At 48.6% G+C, this 25,514-nt stretch carries 11 protein-coding genes; 1 reads left to right on the top strand and 10 read right to left on the bottom strand.

Annotated elements, in window-relative coordinates; genetic code table 11:
- The coding region (locus NDI48_28960; GenBank protein ID MEP0835195.1) for a hypothetical protein at window positions 1-2,193 on the top strand (2,193 nt) is incomplete at its 5' end.
- Window positions 2,194-2,984: 791 nt separating this feature from the next.
- Here the strand turns inward: NDI48_28960 and NDI48_28955 are convergent.
- From NDI48_28955 to NDI48_28910, 10 genes are all read right to left on the bottom strand, one after another.
- Window positions 2,985-8,636 carry a DEAD/DEAH box helicase gene (locus tag NDI48_28955; GenBank protein ID MEP0835194.1) on the bottom strand — a complete coding sequence of 1,884 codons (5,652 nt, stop codon included), beginning with the start codon at window positions 8,634-8,636 and terminating at the stop codon, window positions 2,985-2,987.
- Entirely contained in the window at window positions 8,636-10,780 is a 2,145-nt protein-coding gene (locus NDI48_28950; protein MEP0835193.1) for an AAA family ATPase, read from the bottom strand. Before NDI48_28950 ends, NDI48_28955 begins: the two co-directional genes overlap by 1 nt.
- A gap of 104 nt (window positions 10,781-10,884) precedes the next feature.
- The gene (locus tag NDI48_28945) at window positions 10,885-12,399 is read right to left on the bottom strand and encodes a hypothetical protein (protein ID MEP0835192.1); all 1,515 of its coding nucleotides are present in this window, start codon (window positions 12,397-12,399) and stop codon (window positions 10,885-10,887) included.
- A gap of 4 nt (window positions 12,400-12,403) precedes the next feature.
- Window positions 12,404-15,556 carry an SNF2-related protein gene (locus NDI48_28940; protein MEP0835191.1) on the bottom strand — a complete coding sequence of 1,051 codons (3,153 nt, stop codon included), beginning with the start codon at window positions 15,554-15,556 and terminating at the stop codon, window positions 12,404-12,406.
- 45 nt (window positions 15,557-15,601) lie between these two features.
- The gene (locus NDI48_28935) at window positions 15,602-16,285 is read right to left on the bottom strand and encodes a hypothetical protein (protein MEP0835190.1); all 684 of its coding nucleotides are present in this window, start codon (window positions 16,283-16,285) and stop codon (window positions 15,602-15,604) included.
- 384 nt (window positions 16,286-16,669) lie between these two features.
- Window positions 16,670-17,074, bottom strand: coding sequence for a hypothetical protein (locus tag NDI48_28930; protein ID MEP0835189.1), 405 nt, complete (start codon window positions 17,072-17,074; stop codon window positions 16,670-16,672).
- Window positions 17,071-17,412, bottom strand: a complete 342-nt coding sequence (locus NDI48_28925; protein ID MEP0835188.1) for a hypothetical protein — start codon at window positions 17,410-17,412, stop codon at window positions 17,071-17,073. Before NDI48_28925 ends, NDI48_28930 begins: the two co-directional genes overlap by 4 nt.
- Window positions 17,409-21,767 (bottom strand): BREX-1 system adenine-specific DNA-methyltransferase PglX, encoded by a 4,359-nt coding sequence (locus NDI48_28920; protein MEP0835187.1) that lies wholly within the window; start codon window positions 21,765-21,767, stop codon window positions 17,409-17,411. The genes NDI48_28925 and NDI48_28920 overlap by 4 nt, the downstream gene beginning before the upstream one ends.
- 2 nt (window positions 21,768-21,769) lie before the next feature.
- Window positions 21,770-24,940, bottom strand: coding sequence for a DEAD/DEAH box helicase family protein (locus tag NDI48_28915; GenBank protein MEP0835186.1), 3,171 nt, complete (start codon window positions 24,938-24,940; stop codon window positions 21,770-21,772).
- Complete coding sequence (locus NDI48_28910) at window positions 24,846-25,268, bottom strand: helix-turn-helix domain-containing protein (GenBank protein MEP0835185.1); 423 nt, start codon at window positions 25,266-25,268, stop codon at window positions 24,846-24,848. Before NDI48_28910 ends, NDI48_28915 begins: the two co-directional genes overlap by 95 nt.
- Window positions 25,269-25,514: the final 246 nt, after the last annotated feature.

The following is a 25,514-nucleotide window of genomic DNA, read 5'->3' as shown; positions in this document are numbered from 1 at the left end:
AAAGGGCATGAGGATTCGGTCACCTCAGTCGCCATTAGCCCAGATGGCAAAACTATTATCAGTGGCAGTAATGACAAGACGATACGCCTGTGGGACACTTCGGGCAAGCCCATCGGTCTACCCTTAAAGGGGCATGAGGATTCGGTCACCTCAGTCGCCATTAGCCCAGATGGCAAAACTATTATCAGTGGCAGTAATGACAAGACGATACGCCTGTGGGACACTTCTGGCAAGCCCATCAGTCTACCCTTAAAAGGGCATGAGGATTCGGTCACCTCAGTCGCCATTAGCCCAGATGGCAAAACTATTATCAGTGGCAGTAATGACAAGACGATACGCCTGTGGGACACTTCTGGCAAGCCCATCGGTCTACCCTTAAAAGGGCATGAGGATTCGGTCTACTCAGTGGCATTTAGCCGGGACGGCAAAACCATCGTCAGTGGCAGTAGTAACAGCACGATACGCCTGTGGGACACTTCTGGCAAGCCCATCGGTCTACCCTTAAAAGGGCATGAGCATTTGGTCACCTCAGTCGCCATTAGCCCAGATGGCAAAACCATCGTCAGTGGCAGTTGGGACAATACGATACGCCTGTGGGACACTTCTGGCAAACCCATCAGTCTACCCTTCAAAGGGCATCAGGATGGGGTCACCTCAGTCGCCATTAGCCCAGATGGCAAAACCATCGTCAGTGGCAGTTGGGACAATACGATACGCCTGTGGGACACTTCTGGCAAGCCCATCGGTCTACCCTTCCAAGGACATGAGCATTGGGTCAACTCAGTCGCCATTAGCCCAGATGGCAAAACCATTGTCAGTGGCAGTGAGGACAAGACGATACGCCTGTGGGACACTTCTGGCAAACCCATCAGTCTACCCTTCAAAGGGCATGAGGCTGCGGTCTACTCAGTCGCCATTAGCCCAGACGGCAAAACCATCGTCAGTGGCGGTATGGACTACACAATACGCCTGTGGGACACTTCTGGCAATCCCATCGGTCTACCCTCCAAAGGCCATAAGTCTTCGGTCTACTCAGTGGCATTTAGCCGGGACGGCAAAACCATCGTCAGTGGCAGTCTTGACAGGACGATACGCCTGTGGAATACTTCTGGCAAACCCATCAGTCTACCCTTCAAAGGGCACGAGTCTTCGGTCACCTCAGTGGCATTTAGCCCAGACAGCAAAACCATTGTCAGTGGCAGTTGGGACAAGACGATACGCCTGTGGGACACTTCTGGCAATCCCCTCGGTCTACCCTTCAAAGGGCATGAGGATGGGGTCACCTCAGTGGCATTTAGCCCGGACGGCAAAACCATCGTCAGTGGCAGTAGTGACAGCACGATACGCCTGTGGAACACCTCTGGCAAGCCCCTCAGTTCACCATTCAAAGGGCATGAGGGATGGGTCACCTCAGTGGCATTTAGCCCGGACGGCAAAACCATCGTCAGTGGCAGTCTTGACAGCACGATACGCTTGTGGCGTGGTGGCAATTGGCTCGATTGGCTGAAGGTAGGGTGTAATCGGTTGATCAACCATCCTATGTTGGTCGATCCAAAAACGACGCTTGCCGAGGACTCTGAAATGATTAAGGTGGCGAAAGGGGCTAGCGAAACTTGTGAAAATTTAGCATGGAATCTAGCCCAGAAGGCTCATCTTCTAGTAAATCAAGGTCGAGCAATAGGGCAACGAGGAGATTTCGACGGTGCGATGAGGACGTTCCAAGACGCCCGGAAATTGTCTCCCAGCATCCAGGTTCCGACGGAGGCAGAAGTTGGATGGTGGGCGGCAGGTGGTTTGGTTGAGAAGGGTGAGAAGCTGGTCAAGGAGGGTAAGGTGAAGGAAGCGCTTGCTGCTTACTCTGAGGCACAACAGTTAAAGCCAACCTGGAAACTTTATGCTGAGTCTTGGAACACCCTCTGTCGGTTCGGTAGTCTGCACGGGCAGGCGGCTGAGGTGATGCAAGCTTGTGAAAACGCTGTGGCGCAAGCGCCAAAAAATGGAGAGTTTCGCGATAGTCGCGGGATTGCTAGGGCGCTGATGGGGAATAAGCAAGGAGCTATTGAGGATTTTCAGGCATATATAAAGTGGACTAGCTGGGATGAGGGGAAAAAAGAACGGCTTGGCTTGATTAATACTCTTAAGGCGGGTAAAAATCCTTTCACGCCGGAGGAGATTGAGAAGTTGAAGGGGTGATAGTGGGTTACTTTTTGTAAGTAGGAGTGTTCAATTCCATTACACTTAAGGCGGCTTTGGTGGAACAAAACCGGGAACCCTTGAGAATTCATTGGTTAGAGTGGCGATCGCATTTCCAGATCACGTAGGCATGATTCTATGTCCATGCCCTAAATGAGTCACATTTGGGGTCTAAACGTGTCTTTTACGCATCAGCTACTGGGGTCTAATTAAGACATATTTAGGAGATAAATAGGTTTATTAGGGTCACTTAAGCATTTTTACTTATGAAGTCAGCCAACTGCTTAGCTGAAGCAGTTCCCAGTACAATGCATTCAATCCAGGCTTTCGCTCTCTCCAAATTTGATGAGTCGTCAGTCATAAGACGCTTCCCTGATGAATTCATCTAACGCCTTCCGTGCTGCTTTGTACCCCGGTGCTTGATTGCCCAAGTTTAACGAATTGAGGATGCGATCTGCGATTTAGCTCTTCTCGCAACGCGATCGCACATCCCAACTTTCCACCCACCACAAAAAAACTGTAAACACAACGCACGTTATGTTTACAACTATTCGGAGAGGCTCACGTGATCGCGTAAGAGGGTGCCACCCTGTCGGAAATGTGCGGATTCACGACATCTATTCCACTCTTTTTTGCGAAGGCGTGGTAAAGGCTAACAGAATCTAAGCTTTTTGTGCCATTAAAAAACTCCGAGGGATGCGCTCCCTAAGTTGACTCCTTTAAAGCTCATGTACTCCTTACAACTTGATGAATTTTACTTCTATGGGTTGTTGCCGTATTGGATTGAGCTTTTATTTTTTGGTAGCAACTCTTTTCAGATGCTCTACCAAAGCAGACCCTTGCACTAAGTCCGCTGCTTGAAGTTCCACAATTCGCCAGGGCGGATTACCATTACGGAGCCGGTCTCGAAGGGCGCGATCGCGTCGTCGATTGCCACCCTTGTGAAATGCCGCGCCATCAACATAAATTGCCAGATGCTGTTCTGGCATGGCGAAATCCGCTACAGAAATCGGGTTGTCGAGGGGAACTGGCACTTGTTTTTGGGGATGGAACCCGTGCTGCTCGAACAGTCGCAGAAACTTGAGTTCTAGAGGTGAACCTACACCAGTCTCATAAGCTTCTAACCAAGGGCGAGGGTCGTCCATATCGCCAAGTTGTTCTCGACGGCTGATGGGTGGGGTTTTCGACAGTTCTTTCAGTGCTGGAATCACTTGCGGCCAGTTGAGCAGCTCGTGGTAGCGCTGATTCTGGTATGACTTGAGGCAACGGTAACAAGCCGTCTCACATCCGGGATGAGCCAAATGTGCGATCGCGTGTTTGGCTACCGTATCGAACTCAGTCGCAATGCGACGCAGGTAGCCACTTCCCCCCAAGCTGGGGTCGATAAACGTTAGAGATATCCAACTGTAACGCTTGCCATCAGTACGACCTGCCCACGGACCCTCAAACTCAAAATCAATTTCTGAGTTATCGAGCATATAGAGATGTTGCATTCCTGCTTTGAGTGCATAGCCCAGAGATAGCCCCCAAGACTGCAACTCTTGTTTCTCAATAGAATTCGGTACAGGTAACATTAGCCGCAAAACTTCTGCTTTGCCCGCCGTGACGAGTGCCAAGGGTTTTGGCGATTGCCCGATTTGAGGACAGTTTTCAGCATGACCGAAGGGGTCGTCTTGATTGGATTTACGTGCTTTCCGCCGTCCCTGAGTCGCGCTCTGGAGTAGATCGGGGTTTTCTAGTATCCGACCGCAGTCGCTACAGAGCAGGTAACCTTTAGCTTCATTGTGCAGTGGGCGGATGTCCGTGTCTTTATTATCTTTCTCTGTGGGGGGCAAGCCTTCATTAATCCAGCGCACTTCCTCATCCCGGCTCAATCGTAGTCCCCATGCTGTCGCGACTGTCCAACGTCCCACAACCTGTCCATTCCATTGCGGGTGAGTTTTAACGAGATTGCGGGTAGCGTAGCGTTCTTCTTCGTCCAAAATTGGACTTTCATCCCGTCGCGCTAAAAAGCCTGCAAATTCACCAGCAGGTAATGCCTGTCCGGGTTGCTCGTTGCCGCATCGGGGGCAGGACGGTTCTGAAGCATCGAATCGCAACTGGCACGTTTGACAGTTGCGATATAGCCAAGTAGCGCTTTCGCTTCTCGGATTCCAGAGGGAGGCGTTATCCAAACCGATGACTTTCCAGCGTTTGGTACGAGCAAAGACTTGAGCATCCGGTTGGAATTGACCAATTCCCAAGCGACGCGCTATGCTTATTGGCTCTTCCTCGCGTTCATCGCCGAGCAGTCGCAGTGCTGCGGGTAGGGTGGGAAATTCATAGCCAGGAAGGATACCAAATTCCGCAAACCGCCGTAAGGGATAACCAGAAGAACGGTCATCTGCTTCGGTGCGAGCGCGTTGTTTATCCGTCTGGATGCCTAGAATGCGAGCAATCAGTTGACCCGCACGGGTGCCAGCTCGTTCGCCTTGAAGGTCTTGGTAGTAAATGTCTAGTGCTTTTCGCAGTTCTTTGACTTGCCGCGCTGTTCGGTTGATTACGTCTTGAATACGCGCTGGCAAGCTTTCTAGATGCGATCGCAGTGCGGTTTCATCCAGTTGGGCATCCGGCAAAACTGTGCCTTCCCACGCTTCACGCGCCATTACGAGCGCTCTTTCAGACTGCGCTCTTACTCCAGCAATCAGGGCATCCACGGCTTCTTGCTGAATTTCCCCTTGAGAGGAGACGTACTCTACCATTTTGCCAGCTAATCCCGGTTCTGCCGCACCAAAAGCGATCGCATTCAAGTGCCGAAAAATCACGTCCCGGTTGCCCAAAGCCAGTGCGGGTGCAGGCACCTCCCCGGCAATCATTTCCTCAGGTTTATCGTAAAAATACTGGTCGTGGGGCGTACTGCGAGCGTAACCTACTACTAAGCCGATGCGGGTACGACGCCCAGCTCGTCCTCCCCGCTGAGCGTAATTATCCGGACGCGGCGGGATGTTACGTAGAACCACTGCATCCAACCCCCCGACATCAATACCCATTTCTAATGTGGGAGAACAAGCTAATAAATTGACTTTTGACTCTGATGCCTTAGCTTTGAATTTGTTTTCTAAGTCAACTCGGACATCATGGGGAATTTGGGCGGTATGTTCCCCCGCGACTAGGGGAATAAATTCGGGAGAAAGAATCCGCTGAACGTTTCGGTTGTCCATTACATCGGACTCTACCCAATGTTTCAAGTTACCGTGACACTCAGGACAGGGGAATTTTTCTCGCCCCCCTAACAGGGGAGTGGAACAAACCTCGCAGCGGTAACGCTCCTGTGGGGCAGCTAATTTCAAACGTACCACCTCAGCATTGACCTGCAACAGGCTAGTTTTCTCTCGACGCCCATACAACTGTGCCGCCACTAAGAAACTGCCTTTCAACAGCCACTCCAGAACTTCTACCAGGTGTTCCTCAGTCGGCTCAGTTCCGCCCCATCGAGACAGCAGGTGCTTCAAAATACGCTCTAAACTGGGACCTCTCCCCCCCGCTTTAGGTTTGCGCCAGGGGTTGTGCAGTTTAATGCCATAGGGTACGTTGGCACGATCCAGGTAAGCGATGGGGCGTCCGTTTGAGAGAGCATACCCTTGGGGTTGCTTGATTCGTCGTTCCCACTCAGCGGCTCTCGTATAGCTGGGAGAACTGGGGTAAGCGGGATGATAGCATAGCAGTTCGCGATTCAGACAACCACGGGTGCGAATTTCATCGAGCAAGCAACGGCAGATATAGTCTAGTTCCTCCGACGAGACACCCAGTTGTCGGGCGATGGTTGCCCCCTGAGTTTGGACGTATTCACCTAAGCGGTGGTACTGAATTTGGACTAAACCCAGATTCATTAGAGTGGCGCGATACCCGGCATTCACCGCAATTTCATCAAGCAGTGGGGCTTCTTCCCAGGCGCGAATGCGTGCTTGGGCTTCATCAGTGAGCCAAGTGTTGGTGTCATCGGGCGCATACTTATTATCCCGTTCGCGCACGGCGTTTTCCCCCAACAGCTCTACAATTCGTTGAAGGGAGAGAACACCCCGTTCGTTTAAGAGTTGCACAACCCGTCGCCGCATCCGGTCGTAGCGACTGGCAAATACGATAAATCTCGCTTGGTGAGCCGCATCTTGGCGGCTGTCACTGAAAACCAATAACCGTTCTTTGCCATCATATTCAGGTTGAGCTTGGTTGGCTTCAGCTAAAGCTTCGACCAACCCTTCACTTAGTACCTTGACGGCGGCTGAGGTTCCCAACGCTACAGGTGTAACGACATTGCGGCTGCCTGCCGTACCACCACAACACAGACAACGGTTGCGGGCGGGGGCTAGGGTAACGCGCCAAGGATAATCGGTAGGGATAGTACTGAAGGAAAGGGTGGAAATGTCGAATGACCCGTGCAGGATGGGTCGTTTCTTCATCTGTTTCGGTTGTTTCTGGCTACCTTGACGGCGGCGGTTTGGCGTATCGGTTTCTGTTTCGTCGATGTCTTCATCGTCTATGTTTGTCTCGAACCGACTGGGATTGTAAAGCATCCATTCGGGTTCGTCTCCTGGCACGCCACTGGGTTGCAGGGGGGCAGATGTGGCGTCTCCCACAAAGCGTAGGTAGTCTGCACCGCAGTTGCGACAGAGGTAGAGCGGGGCGGTTTTGTAGCCACACTGACAGCGTTCTTCACCCATTGGATAAAGCTTACCGCAGTCGGGGTTAACGCAGCGGTGGAATTGCCAACCGCCTCGAATCAGGCGATGGGCACGGAGTTGTAAAGCTCCCGGCGTGCCTTCTGGCAAGGCTGCACCCACAAGCAGGGCGGTTTTTACCTCGTCTTGCAGTTGAGTGTCGCTTAAGCTTGTTCGTTCTTTTACTTCGCTTTTGACTTTTTCTACTATCTGTGATATAGACAAAGGAGAGCGAGTCAGCCAACGGTTCAAATCCCATAGCAGGCGAGCATGACGCGCTGCGGTTTCAAATGGGGTATCTGCGGGTTGCCCCCCCAAAGCGCCGAGGGTTTGCCTGACGGCTTCTGGGTTAGCTACATCAATGTTAGTCTGTGACACGGGTTCGGAAGGATATGCAGCTTCTGTTGGAATCTGAATATCTTCGAGTTCTTCACCCAGTACCCGAATGGTAGATTCTGGAGCACCTGAGATTTTGCTGAAGAATTCCTGCACGGCTTTATCCCTGAGCTGAATTCTCTCTTCGCGGCTGTATTCTCCTTCAGCGATACTTTTGATCGTGGCGGAGGTGCCAATGGGGATGAGTTCGGGATAGCGCCGTGCTTGTTTATCCGGGGTAACGTTACTCAACCAGTCTTGTCTGGCATTGGCTAAGTGCGTTCTGACTCGTCGCATCAGTAGGGCGATGTTGCTACCGAGAGTACCGCGATAGGTGTGAACTTCATCGAGGACTAGGAAGCGACAGCGATGATTGGCAAAGATGTCCTCTCGGTCTGCTGGGCGTACCAAGAGGTACTCCAGCATCATATAGTTGGTAAGAAGGATGTGAGGAGGATTTTGACGTAAAGCCTGCCGTTCTTTCTGTTTAGTGCCTCGGTCGTATTGAGCAACGGAGACTGCACCTGCCCATCCAGACGATTCCAGGTAAGATTCGATCCGCTGTAGCTGGTCGTTGGCAAGGGCGTTCATGGGATAAACCAGAATTGCCGTGAGTCCGGACTGCTTGAATTGGATGGCATCCTCAATGGCATTCTGGATGACTGGCAGCAGGAACGACTCGGTTTTACCGCTCCCCGTCCCGGTGGTGACGACTAGGGGCGAGGCAATTTCCCCTAATAAGTGGGCGATCGCTTCACTTTGGTGCAAGTAAGCAAACTCACTGCGCGATCGATCTTCCATCACCCTGGCGAGTTGGGAGTCGATGGGTAAGTCCCGCCAGCGCTGACCCGTTTTAAAGGGTCGATGTGCTTGATAAAAAGGTTCTTGCGCTAAAAATAAAGGCTGGTCTAGGGCTTCCTCTAAAGCGGCTTTCAGTTGGGGGTCTTTAGCACGAAATTCGGTGAGCAGGTAATGCTTATATTCTCCAATCAGGCGATCAAGAGCTTTGATCGGATGGAGGGGAACAGGAGATGAGCGAGCAGGGGGAGCAGGGGGAACAGGAGGAGCAGGGGGAGCAGGAGGAGCAGGGGGAGAGGTGGGTTGGCGTCCTTGGTGTTGGTTAACCCACTGGCTGAGCTGTTCGGCAAAGCTCTCGGTGAGGGTTTCAACTAAAAAGACTTCTTTCTCTGCGAGTTCTACAAAGTCCCATGTTTCAGGAATGCCGGAAAATAAGGCGGTGAATTGTTCTGGGGTGAGGGTTTCGACTTCGCTACAGTCAATATGGGCTAAGCCTTGTCCTAAAACTGGACTAATCGCCGCGATCGCAGCTTCTCCTTGCTGAACTAAATCTTTAAGCTTGAAGGTGGGTTTCATTAGATTGCCTGCTTTTGCCAGTAGGGTTCGGTGAGAGAATTCAGAAATTGGGAGGGATGGGAGGGAGAGCCACAAACCATTAGCGATCGCATGGCACGGGAGCAACCCACATAAAACAGACGCCGCTGCTCCGACAAGACGGTTGACACTTCTTCAGAGGGGAGGTCAGGTTCGAGTTGGGGTAAACTTCCTTCCTGTAAGCCCATAACCACAACAAAGGGGAATTCCAGCCCCTTGGCGGAGTGGAGGGTTAAGACATTGATGTGGGGACTGTTGATATCTATCGTTTTGCCACTGACAAATTGAGCCTTTAATCCTACGTTAGCGAGCTGTTTGGCGATGCGACGAGCGCTCTGTTGGTGGGGACACAAAATCGCTCCGGCGTGCAGGGGTAAGCGAAACTGTTTGGCAGCAGTGATTAAGAAGTCTTTGATAGCTCGTGCTTCTCGGTCGGGGTCATCGACGAGGAGTAGGGTAGGCCAGTTCCCCGTGTAGGGAGAGGGCTGTTGGTACAGACACTCAGTATCTCCCGCTTCTGTATCCTGGAGAATAGTGGTGCAGGCAGCGGCAATTTGCTGAGTGTTGCGGTAATTGCGCTTTAATAGGAGCGATCGCCCGCTTACTTTCAGGTCGGTGTGGATTTGTTTCCAACTGAAGCCTCGTTGATAGAGAGATTGGGAGGCATCGGCAGTCAGGTAAATGCCTTCTAGGTTTGGGGTGAGGGCGAGTAAGAAGCGCAGGGCAACGGGAGACAGGTCTTGGGCTTCATCGATAATGACGGCTTGGTAAGGTTTGTCTGAGGATTGGAGTGCCGCGTCTAGCGCTTTGCGTCGCAGTTGTTCCCAAGTGATGCAGCCCTCTTTTGCCATCAACCCCTCCCAGGTTTGATAGACTGCCCAAAGTGCTTCCCGAATGTTGGCTTTCAAGGGGTAGCCGCGTCCCCGTCGTGCCAGTTCTTGGTATTCTTCTAAAGTGGAGACTCCCCAGGCTTCAATGACACTCAAAATTTCTTGCAGGATGTAAACACTCCCCAAGCGTTCTAGAGCCTGCCGACGCACTTGGCGATCGAAGGTATTTTTGGCAGGGAGTTCGGTGGTTTGGAGTGCTGTTTCCAGGTAAGCTAAACACCGGTCGGATTCAGCAAACTTGGGCTTGCCGTAGGTTTGGGCGTAGCGGCGATAGATTAAGGAATCGACGGTGGCAACTTTGACCCCAGCTTGGGCAGGGGATTCTCCTAACAGTTGGGAGAGCAGTTGTTCCGAGTAGGTGACAAGGGCGTTGGTATAGGTGGTGAAGAGAATGGACTGGTAACCCAAGTCTCGCATTTTTTGCACTCGGTAGAGGGCGAGAGTGGATTTGCCTGTACCGGGACCACCTTTTACTAAGATGGGACCGCTGCCACTAAAGTTGAGGAGTTTCTCTTGTTCGGGGTTGAGTTTGAGTAGGAAGTCGGGAAGAGTGCCTTCGACAAAGCGGTCTAGGTCTTCGAGGTCTTTGAGGAGATATTGGGGTTGGGTTTCAATGTCTTCAAGAGGACGGGGGTAGAGGTTATCGAGAATTCGATTGATATATTTATGAGAAATATCGAGTTCAAGGATGGCTTCGGAGTTAGAGACGTTCAGCAAGTCTGTCCAGTATTCGGAAGGGATTTGCCATTTTTGTAGTAGGTCTTTTGTGAGTTTGTAGGGTAGGGCTGTGGTGATGCCACTGTTGGGGAGTGTAGATTTTGGATTTGCGACTTGGGGTTGGGAGGTTGTTGTCTCTGATTCGGTTTTTCCTGACACCTGATATCCGCTACTCGACACTCCAACTGTTGCTGTTTGAGGTTGGAGAATAGCGGCATTCGGTGAGGTTTCCGGGGTTTCAAATTCTGGTAGTTCTAGGGTGTAGGTGCGTTCGTCTCGTTTGCGGATACTGAGGAGTTTAATCCAGCCTTGACCGAAGGTGTAGAACAGTCGATAGTCGTTAATGCGGACGCGGTAGACGTTATCGTAGTCTTTGAGCTTTTTGGCGTCGCCTTTGGCAGAGGTGGGGTCTTTTTCTAGAAGGGCAATTTTTTTAGGCACGAGTTTGCTGACTTTTCGAGGTAGGTTCAGCAGTTCGTTAAGGAAGGTTTGAGTGGGGGAAGCTGTCCAAGCTGTCATGAGGGATGGCTGTAGTTTGAATCAAAATAACTTCAGTTGATGGTTGATGCTCGTTTCACTCTTTCAGTCTTCAAGATGTTAGGCGTGGGGTACATCCTGATTCCTTAACCAACAAGTTCACATTCAAAATATTCCGAGTCGATTGCCTGCCTTCCTTCTCCGGGTCTTACATGACTGTATGCCCTCACCTCTTGCTTTAGCAGAATCGGAAACAGGCGCGGAAGTTGCACTTCGGGAGCTTCAGCTTCCGGGATTGATAAGCCATAAGCAACAGCAAAGCGATGAAAGTGGCTTGGTTGAATGCCACTTAGGGAAAAATCACCTAATGGAGGTGGAAGCTCTTTCACAGCATAAGCAGGTACACCTGCATACTGATGCCCAAAGGCTAGGTAAGTAGACTCAATGGTGTCTCGATAGAATTTGACGATTCCACCACCGCCTGCAATAAAAATCGGCAATGTACTAGATTCACTATAATAGTTAGGATTTTTTTCCTTGGTAATCATTACCACTTTTGCTACTTGCCGATGAATTAACCGTTGTCCCAAAATTAGGTGAAGTAATCTGCGCTCCTGGCTCAACTGGGTTTGTTTGAGAGCATTTTCAGTGGCTTCGTTTGAAAGTTTTAGTTTATTGGCAATATACTCACCGCTCCGGATTGGATTAATCTTAGCTAAGCGTGTTGATAAAGACTCGATAGCTTGACAAAGTGATTCGCAATCGCGAGTTATACAATCTTCAATTTCTATTTCTTCTTCTTGAGAACCGTTAGCTACACATTTAGTTAAGGCATTGACCCCCAAAGGTTCTACTTCTCCTGAGTAAAAATCAACCCTTGGCATCTCATCTTTCCGCCAGAAACGAAAAGATGCACCTTCAAGCGTTCCGCTTCCTACATCGAAGAAGACATAAACTCCTTCTGTTGCTTGCCGCGAGGCTGTGTAAGAATGAATCGCTGCTGCCACTTCTGCGATCGCGTAACAGGGAATATCATCGCGATCGCGAATTTCTAGCCTGAGTAACTTAAGTTGCTGCTTCAACTCATTAACCGTTGTAGATTCAGGGTGAGACTCACTGAGCAACCAAGCTAGAGATAAAACTTTCCCAAATCCATCGATTGCCTTGGAATCACAGTACTTAACGGGAACCCCTATATTTGCACTCCATTCAATTTGCTGATTCTTCACTAAATCTGCATTGTTATCCAGAACCCAAGCCTTTGCCTTGGAAATTACACTACTAAGATAGTAGGCACACAGGTTTTCAATTGTATCGGGGTCTTCCAAATCGAGTCCTGATATCTTAAGCGCCGATAGGTATTCAAACTGCCATCCTTCTAACTCTTGATGGATATAAAGATTGGCTAATCGCATCTTGATAAAATCAATAGAGGTATAACTTCCCTCTAAATGCTTGCTCCACTCTAATGGAGTTAGACCAGCCAATATTTTTCCTTCACTTGATATACCCAGCTTTGTTGGTAGCAGTGCTTGCGTAAGCGCTGGTTTGCCATTGCTGAATGTAACAACCCAGGAGCGATCGCGGTCTGTATCCCGAACGCAAACCTTGGTGAAGCTAGTTCCAAAATCAATGCCTAAGTTGAGATAAATTTTAGTCATCTGATTAATCTTTAACGAAAATGACCCCAGCAGCTAAAGCTGGGTTAGAGGATGAAATTTCTTCACGTTTTTGAGCTATCTTGCTCAAGGTAGTTCTCAGATCTTGCTCAACTTTTCTGAGCCTGCCCTCTTCTAACGGAATAGTTCGTAGCTTGTTTTCTGCTCTGAAGTTTGCAATTCGCTCTTCAAGTTCTTGTCGTTTCCGTTCCGCGTAGGCTATGGCACTACGCTCCTGAACATTGCACCAATCGGTATTTTCAATCCTGAAGGCTTCTTCTGCCTCAAAGAAAGCTTCTTGTAAGCAGTCTTCACTCTGTTCGTAAGCATTTAGTACTAAATTTACATCAACCAAGTTAACAACATTGGGTCTTTGGTCAGCTCGTAACGAAATCGTAGAAATCAGAGTCTCTGCTGTATCATCGGGCAGTTCTTGACTATCTTCCAGTCGAATAACTTTGTAAACTAGGCGATTTTCTTTTCGTAGTCCTTCAAATTGCCAGCGATGAATGACATAAACATAGATACCCTGAGGGATACCTAACTCCTCACTGCTTAGCTGAGAAGCTGAAACTCGATGAAAAGTTTGAGAGCCTGTTTCATTTTTTGATTCTGGCTCATATTTATGCTGAATCCACTGGATGAATGGATGGGTTGGATCGAGAAGTTCATGATTTTCCTTACCCATCGTTCCAGCCATCTTAGACTCAAAAAAGCAGGGAATGGGCTGCTGACCAGGGTGATATAAACGAGTGGGCGTTGAAAAGCGGCGCTGTTCGCAGAACAACCTCAAATTAACCTTAGCTTGCTCTGATAGACTAATTTCAAAGACTTGGTTAGATTTTGGGACAATTACTGTACCTGGATACTGAAGTTTAAAGAAATCTTCTACAAAAGCTTTCAATTCTTCCGGCTTTAACCACCTGCCTTGTTCCCGACTTTTATTAATGGTACTGAGAATATAGTCAGAGAATGCCATCATATTGATGGCTTCACTCTCTAAATCTTCTTGTTCCGCCTTTTTATTAGCAATTGCGATAATTGTATCGTCAGTACGCTGTTTTATCTCTTCTTCAGTAAGACTGGAATTAAAAAATTCACTGATTAATTGTTCAGTTTCTTCTCCAAGAATCTCTTCTAAATCGCCAATACTCTCCTCAAAAATATTGATTCTTTCGTATAGCCTAGACAGAATATATTCTTCAATCGTGTTTTTAATACTGAAGTGAACGATTGAAATTCTGTCCGACTTTTGCCCTATCCGATCTAACCGTCCAATCCGTTGTTCAACTCGCATGGGATTCCAAGGCAAGTCGTAGTTAATTATGAAACGGCAGAACTGGAGGTCAATTCCCTCACTCCCGACTTCAGATGACAGCAGAACAGATGGCTGACCGTCTCGAAATTTTTGGAGAACAGCTTGTTTTTCTTGACCCATCCCACCTCTAATAAGACAAGTCTGAATCCCATCGGCTTCTAGTCGTTCTTGTAGGTAATCAAGAGTTCCCCGGAAATAAGCAAATAAAACAAATTTCTCTATGGAGTTCTTCTCAAGTTCAGCTCGAAGAAAAATAATTAATTCGTTATATTTTGTATCTATTTTTTTGAGTTCATCAAAGTCAACATCTACTTCTATAAAAGGCCATTCTGGAAGTTCAAATTCATCGTCTTCCCAAATACCCAAATCTTCCCAAAGTAAATTGTTTTCTTCCTGTAATAGCTCATCTAATACACCTTTGTTTTTCCAAGCCTGTAGCGCTGCTACCATACAGCTTGCCATTTGTCGCTGGCGTGCAATTAGCCTGAACAGAGCTACTCCTTGCTGCCCGCGAGCTTGTTGGCGAATCTGGTGGGTTACATAGTCATATACCTGTTTCTCTAATGGTGAGAAATCCACTGTTAAGGGTTGGGGAGAACGTTTGACTCGGTCTTCCATAACATCTCGTTTCCGACTTCTGGTCATGAACTGACCAAACAGAGACGAGCTTTCTAAAACCTGACGCAGTCGCACTTGTGTTTCAAGTTCTAGGATTTCAACGTCCTTTAGTTCTGCATATGCCTGCTGAAGTCTCAAGTTATTTGAGAAATAGTCAGATTGAATTGCTTGCTCGATTGCTTCTTTTGTACCATCTAGGTCAGGTGGATTTCGCCAAATCAGTTTTTGCGCTTCAATCACTGGCTTATTAGCATTCAGCATTTTTTCAAAGACTGATGGGTCAAAAAAGTCTTCAGGACTGATGAGTTTAAGGAGCTGGAATAGATTATCACTATGAATTTGGATTGGAGTTGCTGTTAGTAATAGGAGATGACGTGCCGCCTCTCGTAAAATATTTCCTAGTTTATGGCTAGCTGTCTCTGGATTTCGGAGGTAATGAGCTTCATCAATAATGACTAAATCAAAAATGCCAAACTCATCTGTTGCTTTGTTTTGATTAAGTAACCAAGCGAGTTCTGCTTTGGGGTCTTTGACATCTTCTTCATCCAAATCTTCCCAATTTTTGGGAGGACGCAAGCTTTCAAGACTGAGAATCTGGATAAATGAGAGTGCTTGAGAGTTTCTATTATTTAGGCAAAGGTGTACTTTTTCTAGTAATTTCCTTGTATCAGCAACTTCAGCAGAGATATTAAAACGAGACAATAAATCGTTTTTCCATTTATCTCTTAACATTGCAGGGCAGACGATTAGTAATCGTCTGGCATCTTCTCGTGCCTGGAGCTCTTTCCAAATATAAACGGATTCTACAGTTTTACCAAGACCAACTTCATCGGCAATTAGTAAGCGTCCAACTGGAGAATCGAGAAATTTCAGGACAGGTTTGAATTGATAAGCATAGAAATCAGTATTACTTGACTCCATGCTGTAGAATACATTTGTCAAGTGCCCTTTGACTTTTTCAAAAGTCAAAATGCGTCGCAAATCGTCAGGAGTCCCAAATCGCCCTGCTTCTATTAAATCTTTGATTCCTTCCGGTTGATTACAAAGTTCTAGTTGTTCGTAACGCTTGTAAGTTTTTTCATTAGGACCAAAATTAATAAGAACCAACAAACGACCACCAGATTCTTTTGTTGTTCCCGTAGTAAGTCCCCGACGACCAGGGTTGTTCCTTAGTCGAACTTCTTGATCGGGGATATTAGGGTTCCATGTCTGTTCTGTTTCCATAATTTTCTTCAGCTTCACTATTTAATGCTGATATTTGTGATGCCGTTAGGCTAAGGACTGGGCAGGCTCAATGCTGATAATTAACTCTCCGTTGGCGTTAATTTTGATGGTTGCTATATGATCCTGATTAGTAAAAGCTTCTGCAACAACACCAGAAACTAAACCAAAAACACCACCAACTACAGCTCCTGGAGCTGCTCCAATTCCTCCAAAAAATGTTCCAATTCCTGCTCCTGCTGTAGCTCCAATAGCTATGCTTCCCAGGAAAAAGATTGCCTTATAGTTTATGGTTGCAGGCGCTTCTGTAAGCTGTGGTACGCTCGGAGTCATAGGAGCGTAGTGGATTGATGAATCTGGAGAAATTGGAGCGTAGTGGATTGGGGCGCAAGCAGCAAAGGGAGGGCAACTGGTATCTTTCTTTTCAGAAAAATTTACTTCAGATGAATCAAGTTTAAAAATATTCTTCAATCTAGGGGGTAAATCAGCATAGCTTTTGTAGTTTGTGCTAATTTTGACTTCTTTATTAGACTTCAGAGCATCAGCTAACTCTTGATAAAATCCGTTTGTATCTGAAAATACTAATTTGTAAGCTTCACCATCAATATAAGGAGCAGCTAATAGTGTTGAATTCAATGGAGATATAGGGGCGGCTTGTGCAGGATTTACCTGTACTAACGTTTGTACGATGAAAACTGTTGCGATAAACCAAGCCGTTAATTTTTTCAGCATCGTCATTCCTTGTATTTAGTGTTGCTATCCAGGTCTCATAATCTGTCCATTACCTCCATAATCAACTTACCCCTATCCAAAATTTTGCAGTTCGCAAGAACTGCAAAACTCTCGTAACTAGGTAAGAAAATTGTGATTACGTCAGTTGGTGTGACTGAATCAAGGCATTATTGAACCCCTATATTTATAGTGTTCCCATTTTTCTCTCGTATCTCACAATTCCTTCCCTAAAAAATTTGTGATTATAATCACTGCTGATGTACCAGCGATCGCGTATTCTATTACTCTCCAAGGAACACCCTATCTGAAACGACTAAAATCAGCTTTTCTAGTCCGTTTTAACGGTATTCCAGCGATGAGTCAGGGTTTTAACCTCTGGCGGGATTATGAAGAACTCTGCATCACTTTGCGTTGTTTTTCTCGTAAGAATTCAGCAAAGTCTTTTACTTCTTCTAGTGAATTTTCAGATAGCTCGTCTAGCAAGGCTAGCAACTGCGCCCGTACTCCTACTGTCTCTTTTGCGGGTTTGACTAAACTCATCTGGTGGGGATAAACTGTTTCTACTCCAATGGTTTCTATGAAAGAGTCTGGGTCTTCGCGATCGCCAGGGATAAAATCTCCATTAACGTCTGCCTTTACCCATCCTCCAAACAATTCCACCATGTAGGCTTCACCGTTTTTGAAGACTTCCACGATCGCGCCTGGTGTGCCTTCAGGGGCTGTGCCTCCTTCGTCCAGGGGAATGGGTTCTTTGAGTTTGATAGAGTCAAACAGTTGAAATTGGCTCATTGCTGTCTCCCAAATCTTTCTGGAACTGCGGTGACAAATCTAGCGACATCTTCTCCGGTTAACACAATCCAGCCAGTTCTGATTCGCCAAGCGACTCCTGATGGTCCTTCAATCAATACGGTTGCTTGATATTTTTCTCCATAATTGTTTGCTCCTCTGGGTTCTAGTCCATCGATCGTCACTTTTGCCAGAATTGCTTCTCGAATCGTTTCTGGACTCTCAAATCCTAAAACTGTACGCCAAAATTTTTGTTTGTCACCTCCTTCTCCGGAAGCCGTTGCATGGTTGAATAGGTACTCAGCTTTAGCAAGCGGGAATTCCATACGATCAATAGTCATGATGTAACGTTTTTCTTCCTCCGTTGGCGCTTGGGCTTTTCGGTGACAGATGCTAAATCCAGGCTACCTTGCTGATATTCAGGGGTGAGGCTTTCAGGAATAGGCAAGTCGATGACGGGTTGGGGCAAGTTCTCGTTGAGGGGGATGTCCCAGTAGGGGTCGTATTTTTTGGTGAAAGCCTCCAGTCCGATCGCCTCCAGTTCATCAAAGCGATCGAGGCAGAGTTGGGGGGCTTTGGGATAGCTTTTGTGGCTGAAGGTAGAAAGGACGTGAGCATATTGGTCGCGCTCAAGTCCATAGGCTTGAGCAACGATGCCATCAATGGCGGCACGGACTGACCAGCGATCATCTTCTGTAGCGAGAACGGGGAAAGTAAAGGGGTCTTTGTTAGGTTCGCGCCACTCGTCGCCCAGTTGTTCGCGCCAGAGAGGTTCGTAGCCATGATGTACACAATTCAAGCGAAGAGCAGAATGAGACAAAAAAACAAAATCAGCCAATTGTATTTCTTTTGGAAAAACAGTTTTTGACAAAATACCTTTATTAAAGTGGGTTTGTACTAGCCTCCTAACTTGAAAATCAAAGGAAAACGAATTGATTATTGAACAAGCGGCTAATACCTTATTTGTTGGTCGTTCTCTAGAAGAAGTTTCTACTATTAGTGAGTTAGAAGCCGCAGTAGCAGGAGGTAGAATACATGCACGAGCGCTCCTTTGATTCGTTGCTATATGCCCACATGTTTCGCGCCAAGCTAATCGATAGAAGCTTAGATTATTAATTTGGCTCAAAAGTTTTGAGCATCTTAAAGAAACGACTAAGTCTATTTGTGGAGTCCATTTACCAGATTTTTCTTCTGGCAGTGGATTAAATAAGTCAATGCTTCTTCCTGCGTATAAACATAAGACATTTCTAGCAATTAGCTCATTTTGGACTTGAGGCAATCTAGCATCTGTACACCCTGGCAGGACATCTTCAAGGCTCTCAATGTATTTCTTATTTTCTGTTCTGTGTAGTCCTTCGCTGACGGATATTCTCCAATTCGATAAAATTTTCTTGGCATTTATGCCGTTAACATTAAAATGTGAAGTTGTATCATCATTCACAGAATTATCGTTTGAAGAAAATTCTCCGATAAGTCTTTTCCTATTCAATGGTACTAACTTTCCTTCTATATTTTTTAGTGGGAGATCTGTAAATTCTTTTAAATCGAAGCCTGTAAGTATCTGCTGTAAGCGAGGATTGTGATCAGCAACTATAAGGACAAAAGAGATACGAGATGATGCACCTACAAAAAGCTGATTTAAATTAAAAAAATGGGCAAAAATTCGTACCTGGATTTGTTCAAAAATTAGTCTACGCAAGCCTGATTCTGTAGGGCTTTTCGCAAATCCACCACCAAGAACTAATCCAAGCCCCCCGCTCATAGATAAGGTCTTTTGAAATTTGGCAATAAAGAGATGATATGTATCTAAGTTTCCTATGGGAAAATCGTAACCTCTTGACGTGGCTGGTTCAATAATAGTTCTTTGTGTAAAGGATCTAGTTTGATTGATTTCAAGCTCATATACCTTTGCTTCAGAATTAGATTCAAAAATATATTTAATTAACTCATGTTCATCGCCTATACCAGCAACTTCTTTGCCGGAGAGAAACCGTGGATCAATTGCTGCAACAACATCTCGACGTTCTACTCTTAGCTTTTCCCACGGAGGGTTTCCCAGTACAGCATCAAATCCCTGACGATTTGTTAAATTCCCATCTGGATAAAATACCTCTGCAAATGTCAGATCATATGTAAATGCTGGAACGTACTTCTTACTTGCCAACACCTCCAGCAACCCCGATCGCTCACCCGGAACTGCCTCAGCCCCTAACCCTTTGGCAATCATCGCCAGAAGTTTCGGTTTATCCGATAAGTCCTCCGGCAAATCTCCCGTCTGAGCAATGGTGCTAAACAGACTGGCATAATCCGTATCGCCACTTTCATCTCCCAACATCACTCCACCCGACCAAGCAGCTGCCAAAATCTTGAACGGAGCCAGAGCGCGATCAAGGTTTTGCTTAGCAATTTCCTTCGCCTCAATGTCTGAAATATCCGTGCCAATCGACGCTTCCAGATCGCGCACATACCGCAGCGCATCCGCCAACGCATGGCGGAACTGATCATTCACGTTCTGCCACACCAGCTTTTGCACATCATCCCCACTGGCAGGCTCCTTCAACAGATGCTCAAAAAACGCCCCCGTCAGCGAATCCCCTAACACCAGACGGTGATCCAAAAATGTCAGCGGCAACCCCTCCGCATGAGACTCCAACCACAAGGATAACTTCGCTAACTCCACCGCCAGCGGATTCTTATCCACCCCATACAAACAATGCACGGCGACTAAACGACGACAAAGAGCGATCGCTTCCTGTTGCGAAAACCCCGACTCCTTCCTCTCCGGAGCCGAACTGGGCAGATACTTCATCAGCTTGTCATCCGGATCGGGCAAATCAATCACCCGCTGCCAAAACTTCTGCGCCTCCGCCAGTGCTGCATCCTTCTCCTCTGGAGTCTTCGCCTTCTCGACCCGTCCCTCCGCCTTCGTCGCCAACTCATCACACAGCCGACAGGCTTCGTAGAGCTTATCCCCCAAAAACCGACAGGCTTCCACCAAAAAATGCCCACTTCCCATCGCCGGGTCAAGCACCTTCAACTTCAAAATCGCCATTGGGTTCGGGTCATCCTTCGGACTGCGCTCCTCCACCTGCGGTCCCAACGTCTCCTGCACCAAAAACCGCACAAAGGAATGGGGCGTATAGTATGATCCCGACGCTTTCCGTCCCAACCCCACCCGTAAATAGAAGCGATTAGGCGGAATCTCTTCAATCCACTCGACTTTCGTTTTCTTGCCCTTCTTCGGAGCCTCGTCTTCCTCATCTTCCTCTGCCTCCTCCAGTTCCTCTTCCAGAGCAACCGGATCGATCGCCTGCGGCACTGCCGGACGATACTTCTCCCCCTGCACCACAGGCACCACCACCTCTAGCTTCTGCCGCCGCAACCGACACATCCGCTCGGTTGAAATCCCCGGCTCCAGTTCCAGCAATGCCTCATAAACCCGCCCCAAATCCTCCACATCCAGCGAGCCATAATGCACCCGTTGCCGATTACTCGCTCCCCGCTTCGGTGCCGTCCAGAGCAACTGATCCAACAAATGCGCGACTGCCCGTTCTCCCCACTGCAACTTGGACAACACTGGAGTCGCACCCGCCCCAAACAACGCACCGCCCAAAGGCTTGACATTTAGCTCAGTACATGATATTCCTTCAGCAAACATCCGAAACAGCGATCTCAGCCCCGACTCTAGGAAACTCCCCGTTTCCATCCCCTCGTCCAGCACTTTTCGCGCATACTCGGCTAATGTGATTGTCGGAGAGAAGGTATTGCGCCAGAGACTCGTTGAGGCAAAACTGAACGCCCGTGCGGGGTCGTCACTCGCTTCCAGCTTCAGGACAAACAGCAAGCGATAAACAACAATCAGCCCTTCTTTCCATAACTGCTTCGCTAACCTCTCCCCCGACCCTTGCTCCCGATGGGGTTGGGGGGTTAGGTCTTTCAACATCTCCCGATTATCCGGGTGTTCCAGAATCTCGTGAATAAACCGCTCCACCGCTTGACGCGCCTGCACCCGCAGTTCCTTCGTTACCCTGGCTTGCTGCAATCGCGCCTTCTCAACCAGGTTCGGCAGCTTCTTCACTCCTTCTGGCGAGGCGAGTGCCAGCAGCAGGAGATAGGAGTCGGGGATGTTCCGTGATCGCTTCCAGTAAGGGTCGATGGTGATGGTAACTTGGGAATCCGGTCGCGCCGGATCGGAAATCAATAGCCGCAGTTCCACCCCATTCGTCAGCAGTCCCAACCGTTCCCCACAGGTAAGCAACACCCGTTGAGCAATCCGCAAGTGACTGTAACGGTAAGCCGCGCCGCGACGGACAGGGGCATCTAGGTCAGTTTCAAACTCCGTACACCAAACCCGCAGCTTACTCTGATTGTCTGCCGTAAGGAATAAGTAACCCCCATCTTCCTGTCCTTCGCGGGTTTCCACCTTTGGTGCAGATTCCAATCGAGCATACCCCAACCGCTCCACCAGTGGCTCAATAACATGGTTCTGGACGCGCAACGCACCACCCCGGACTGCCAGTTCCCGCAGCTTGCGCCGATAGCTCTCCCAAGACACCTGGAGTTCTTTGCCCTCCTGTCCCATTGTCTTGGACAATAGTTTTTCTTTACTAAGTTCCTTTTCCAGCTCAAACTGAACAAATGGTTCTGGGAGTGCTGGTCCGGTGAAGGTACACTGTTGCAGTAGTTCAAGCGCCATAATTAATTTTTCTCCGGAACCAACATCAGTACCCCCAGTGGCAGAGTTTCCGGGGATTGAAGTGCTAACCTCGACTCTAACAATGCCAATCGCTGACGATAGATTCGTAACACCCCATCTGCTTCGCTGCGAACGCGGACGGGTTGATTGGTATCCGTAGCAAACGCTGCCAACCGCTCAACGGAGTCAGTCATCGTCATCCAGCCCGACTGGGGCGCTGTCTGCACCGCCGTTCCCTGCACAGGCGTATCAAACAAACTCATCTGAACGGCTGTTTCAACCTCAACTGGCTCCCCCGTAATTTCTTTCGTTCGTTGTTCCAGCCATTCGATTTGGCGCGATCGCTCTGCTCTCAAGTCACGGGTGCGAGTTTTGACAAATTCCTCTACCAAAGACTGCGCCCCCGTCTGAGCTACCTGTTGCGCCTGCTGTTGGGCAGTATTCCACCAACTTTCAAAGTAATTCTTCCAAACATCCGTAGTGCGAATCGCCTGTTTCCGGTCTGCCAGGAACAGCCATTGCTCAGCCTGGTCATAAAACTTAGCGACTCCTGTATTCATAACTTTAACTGCCAGCACCCGTTCAAATTCCGGTCCCGCCCCACTGGATACTCGCCCCAAGAAGGTAAACAGTAAAGTGGGCGTTGGGACATCCGCTTTAACGACACTGGCACGGGAGTCTTGACTTCTCTGGTCAGCACCGCCAAACGACAGGTTACGCACCCGGTCTAATGCCCGTCGCACCAAGGGATGGGCGCGACCCAAAAATCCTACGGGTCGGTTCTTGGCATCGCGGGTGATATCCAGATTACTGGTTAACCGCAGGCAGCGCGTATCGGCATCATACCCCGGTAGTTCATCCAGCCCATAACTCCAAACCGAGGGAAGTTGCACTTCAAAAATGTCCGCTTGCTCTGTTTCAGTAAAGTTGCCGCCATCTAAGAAGACGGCATCCCGAACAAAGCTGACTAAATCTACTTTACTAATGCGATCGCCCAAGTCCAGTGCTTTGTCAGCTTCCGTTAAAAGACGACTCTCCGCATTTACTCCCGTATCTGCCAACCAAGTATTCGTCCGCGCCGCCTGTTGAAAGCCCTTGAGCGAACGGTCTATCTCTTCTAATAGTTCACGGGTAGCCACATCAGCCCCTTCATTCTCATCAGCGGTCGAGAAGTTCACCAACAAGGGAGTTTCATCGTGAAATAGCTTCTGGTCTTCTTCCATTAACCCCTTGAGTAACCGCTGCGCTGAGGCATCGGTCGAGGTCGTCAATCCCAGCGTATTGGGGACAAAATTCAGAGTTTCCCGCTGCTTCTCGTACTTGGCAATCAACCGCAGCAAAATCCGCTCCTCAAACGTCCTACGCAGGTACAAATAACGCACCACTGGCTCGTATTCCTGACCGAAGCGGTCAATGCGCCCATTGCGCTGCTCTAAGCGATTGGGATTAAAGGGTAACTCCAGGTGAATGAGATGATGGCAGCGTTGTTGCAAGTTAAGCCCCTCAGCAGCGGTGTCCGTACTGACTAAGACCAAACCGCTCTCAGACCGAAAGCGATCGGTAATCTCCAACCGCACTTTTCCACTGTCATCCCCGCTCATCGTCAGCACTTCCCCCACCCCAGCATCCCGTAGCGCTTTGGCTGCTGCACGCTGACTGGTGGTGTACTCGGTGTAAACCAGAACGTTGGTGTTGGGAATTTGAGCGCGAATGCCTTGAATTTCTCTAACCAACTGTTGTAACTTCGGGTCTTGGGAGGTAGCTGCATCTGCCAAATCCACCAAGTTATCCAGGGCTTCGACAAAGGTGGATACTTTAGCTAGCGATCGCGAATCCGACTTCACTTCCCGTTCCAGTTCTGCGAGTTTCTGGGCTAACTCTTCCGCTTCCAGTGCCGACTGTTCTTGTTCCTCCTCAAAGCTAATCGTCCCAAAACGCTCCAGCTTGCGATTATAATCTCGCAGAGTCCGCAACCGCTGCCGCCGACTCTCTTGGGTTTCTGACTTCTGAGTAATCAATTGCTGAAACCGCTCTGCCACCACCGTCAAAGTGGATTTAAATGCCTCTACAGTTGAAACACTGCGCTTGAGCAAAGCAATAAATGCCAAGACATCGCTGTAGCGCCGAGTTCGGAACGCTCGACGCAACTCCGGTGCCAGTAACTCCAATAACCCCTGCTGTAGAGCCACATAATCAGGATGTTCCGCAACAGAAGCGGTAACGGGTCGCGGCTCAACAATGCGTGTTTTGAAGCGTTGTTTTCCAGTAACCGGGTCAATGATATGGTGTTTCAGGCGGCGAACCACATAAGGACGATAGCGATCGCTTCGCAACACCCCTCTCCCATCTACCAGTGATGGGTCGAGTAATTCGCATAGGGAGGCGAACGAGCGGTCATTCCCATCATGGGGGGTAGCCGTAAGCAGCAATAACGAGTCACATTGACGTGTCAATACTTCTGCCAATCGGCGACGCTGTGAATCTTCTCGCTCTTGGATTGAACCTAAATCCATACAGTGATGCGCTTCATCCAGCACCACTACGTCATAACTCGCCCTCTCCAATAAATCGAGGACTCGCTCCTGTTTGAGAAAGTCAATTGAGGCAATTCCCAATGGGATGTGGTCAAAGGGGTTGGCTCCCAGTTCGGTACTACGGCGAATTTCTTCTAAGCGTCCCCGATTCACCTCATCCAAGCGCAAACCAAAACGCTCGGACATCTCCAGCTTCCACTGCTCCAGGAGCGGTCCTGCTGGGCAAACAATTAGAATCCGGTGGGCTACTCGCCGCGCCATCAACTCAGTCAGGATTAGCCCCGCCTGAATCGTCTTCCCCAATCCAACTCCGTCTGCCAGCAGTAGCCGCACTCGACTCATCCGAATCGCTCGCAGTACGGGAACCAATTGATAGGGTTCTAACCGCAGTCGTCCCGGCTGCACGGCAAGCAAAGCATCAGTACCAATCGCTTGCTCCAACAAAAAAGCTTGGTGGTAAACTAGCCAATTCGGTAAGGGAGCCGCTCGGTCTGGACGCAGATCGCGAATTACTGGCTCCACTGGCTCAAAAGGATGAAGGATGTCAAGTTCTGTCCCTCGCAGTTCTCCTTCCAAACAGCGCAAACGGTAGAGAGTTTGCGGTCCCAGTTGAGTTGATGTAACAACTTCCCACCGCAGTCTCCGCGCTTGAACTTCTGTGCCAGCTAACAGGTTCGCCATGCTTTACCCTTTTTCTCCCACCCTTGGCTGCTATTGTGCAAAATATTGCTTCAGTAAATCGGAACCGCGATCGCCGAAGGCGGTTCGATCGATCGCCCATCTCCTTCACTATCATCTCAAGAAGCTTGAGAACTATCGGCAAAGGCTTCGTCTTTCCGCGTTCCCAGCGGTTCACTGATTGAAACGACACTCCCAACGATTGGGCAAACTGTAATTGAGTCAGTCCCAGGCGCTTCCGGAGTTCCTTCACGAAGACAGCGGTTGATAGTGATTCAGCTAGGGGCATGGCGAGAATGCCTTCTTAATCATCTTTGTTGAGCTTAACTAAGGAAGCACGGCAACGATAGGGTAAATTCACTGATCTTTCAAACTTTGCCAAAAAAATAGAGAGCCACTTGCAGTTACTCTCTCGATCATCAGGGTGCATCTATTAACCTTATTATTACGCTTAGCAATGAGGGGTTTCACCCCATATTTTGAAGTGTTGATGAAGGTGTGAGTGTGCGATCGCCCCAGTCGCTTCACAGTTGCC

This window comes from Microcoleus sp. AS-A8, assembly GCA_039962225.1.
In the GTDB taxonomy this organism is placed as follows: Bacteria; Cyanobacteriota; Cyanobacteriia; order Cyanobacteriales; family Coleofasciculaceae; genus Allocoleopsis.
The sequence above is the reverse complement of the archived record's forward strand: the minus strand, read 5'-3'. Positions and strand labels throughout refer to the sequence as shown.